Annotated in this window: 3 protein-coding genes and 1 other RNA gene; all 4 read right to left on the reverse strand. The window is 48.1% G+C overall.

Annotated features, from left to right (window positions below; translation table 11 throughout):
- Positions 1-221: AAA family ATPase (locus ACFRAK_RS28145; RefSeq protein ID WP_394573060.1), on the reverse strand; the 221-nt coding region annotated here is incomplete at its 3' end.
- A gap of 185 nt (positions 222-406) precedes the next feature.
- Positions 407-673, reverse strand: an RNA gene (gene ffs / locus ACFRAK_RS28150) — signal recognition particle sRNA large type.
- 118 nt (positions 674-791) lie between these two features.
- Positions 792-989: a 50S ribosomal protein L31 gene (gene rpmE / locus ACFRAK_RS28155; protein WP_394573061.1), complete on the reverse strand. Its 198-nt coding sequence runs from the start codon at positions 987-989 to the stop codon at positions 792-794.
- Between the two features lie 139 nt (positions 990-1128).
- On the reverse strand, positions 1129-1325 hold a 197-nt coding region (locus tag ACFRAK_RS28160), incomplete at its 5' end, for an SAM domain-containing protein (RefSeq protein WP_483878292.1).

Here is a 1325-nt window from a genome sequence, read left to right on the forward strand (position 1 = left end):
TTGCACGGCTCCTCAGCAGGTCCCTGCTCGCAGTTCACCGCCTTGGCCAAAATCTTAGCGGCACTCGTCTTACCTGTGCCACGCGGACCGTTGAACAGGTAGGCATGGGAAACCCTTTGCTCACGAATCGCATTCTGCAAGGTCTGGATAATATGCTGTTGACCCACCATGTCACCGAACGATTGCGGCCGCCATGCACGATATAACGCAATATGTTCCACTGTACTTACCCTCTTTCAACCTCTACATCATCCATTCAAGAAAGGCGTCAGTTGACGTTTATATTATACTACATTTTATACTACTTTCCCCTGCCTTAGCAAAACGTTTCACTGGAAATCTATATCCAGATAAATAAAAAACACCTTTACCCTTAAGGTAAAAGTGTCAAAGTGCTGTATGTATACCGTGCACCTGTTATTGATGATTGCGATCCGAGCGGCAATCCTGAACAACAACTCGGGCTAGGCACCCCTCCGGCACAAAAGCGATCTTGCTTATGGCTGCTTCCTTCCGGACCTGACCAGGTTCACAAGTGCTCATTGCGGAGGACCCAACCGTCAACATTATGTGCAGGGACCAGCCTCACATCGACAATACCTCTAACAGGAATTCAACCTCGCTACAGCGGATTGCGAGTTACAGGGCACCGCTACCTCCCCGTCTAGCACGGCGAACTTTAGTATATCGCATGGCTATCAAAATTGCAACTTAACGAAACAAGTGGCCGGTGACAAGGACATCCCTATAACAAAAAAACCCTCCCGCCATAGGCAGAAGGGTTCGTTGTATTAGATACCGTATTTCTTCTTAAATCTATCAACACGACCGCCAGCATCCAGGAATTTCTGCTTACCTGTGAAGAATGGATGACAGCTCGAGCAAATCTCTACACGAAGATCTGGTTTTACAGAACCTGTCTCGAACGTATTACCGCAAGCGCAAGTCACTGTAGTCACGTGATATTTCGGTTGAATTTGTTGATTCATTGTACCTTTCACCTCTTTTTCGCCCTGAGCCTCATGCGGACCCAGAGTTATGTGGACATACAAGTGGAGTATAGCACGCGTATGGTATTTGCGCAAGAGCCATGCCTAAATCATCAGCACGATCTTGCTACGCTCTATTTTATAGAATCAATGGCTTCTTCTTCGGTCTAGCCTGACCTGCAGGCGGAACGTGAGTATAGGAACCGATGACAACATCAGGCAGCTCTTCCTGCATGATCTCGATCGCCTGCTTCATCCCCAGGATCTCGCCCTGGGCCGGAGGAATCAGACCCAGATAGCTTTCAGGATCGATGTTCAAGTTACGGAGCTGAATGA

The organism is Peribacillus sp. NPDC056705 (assembly GCF_043656335.1).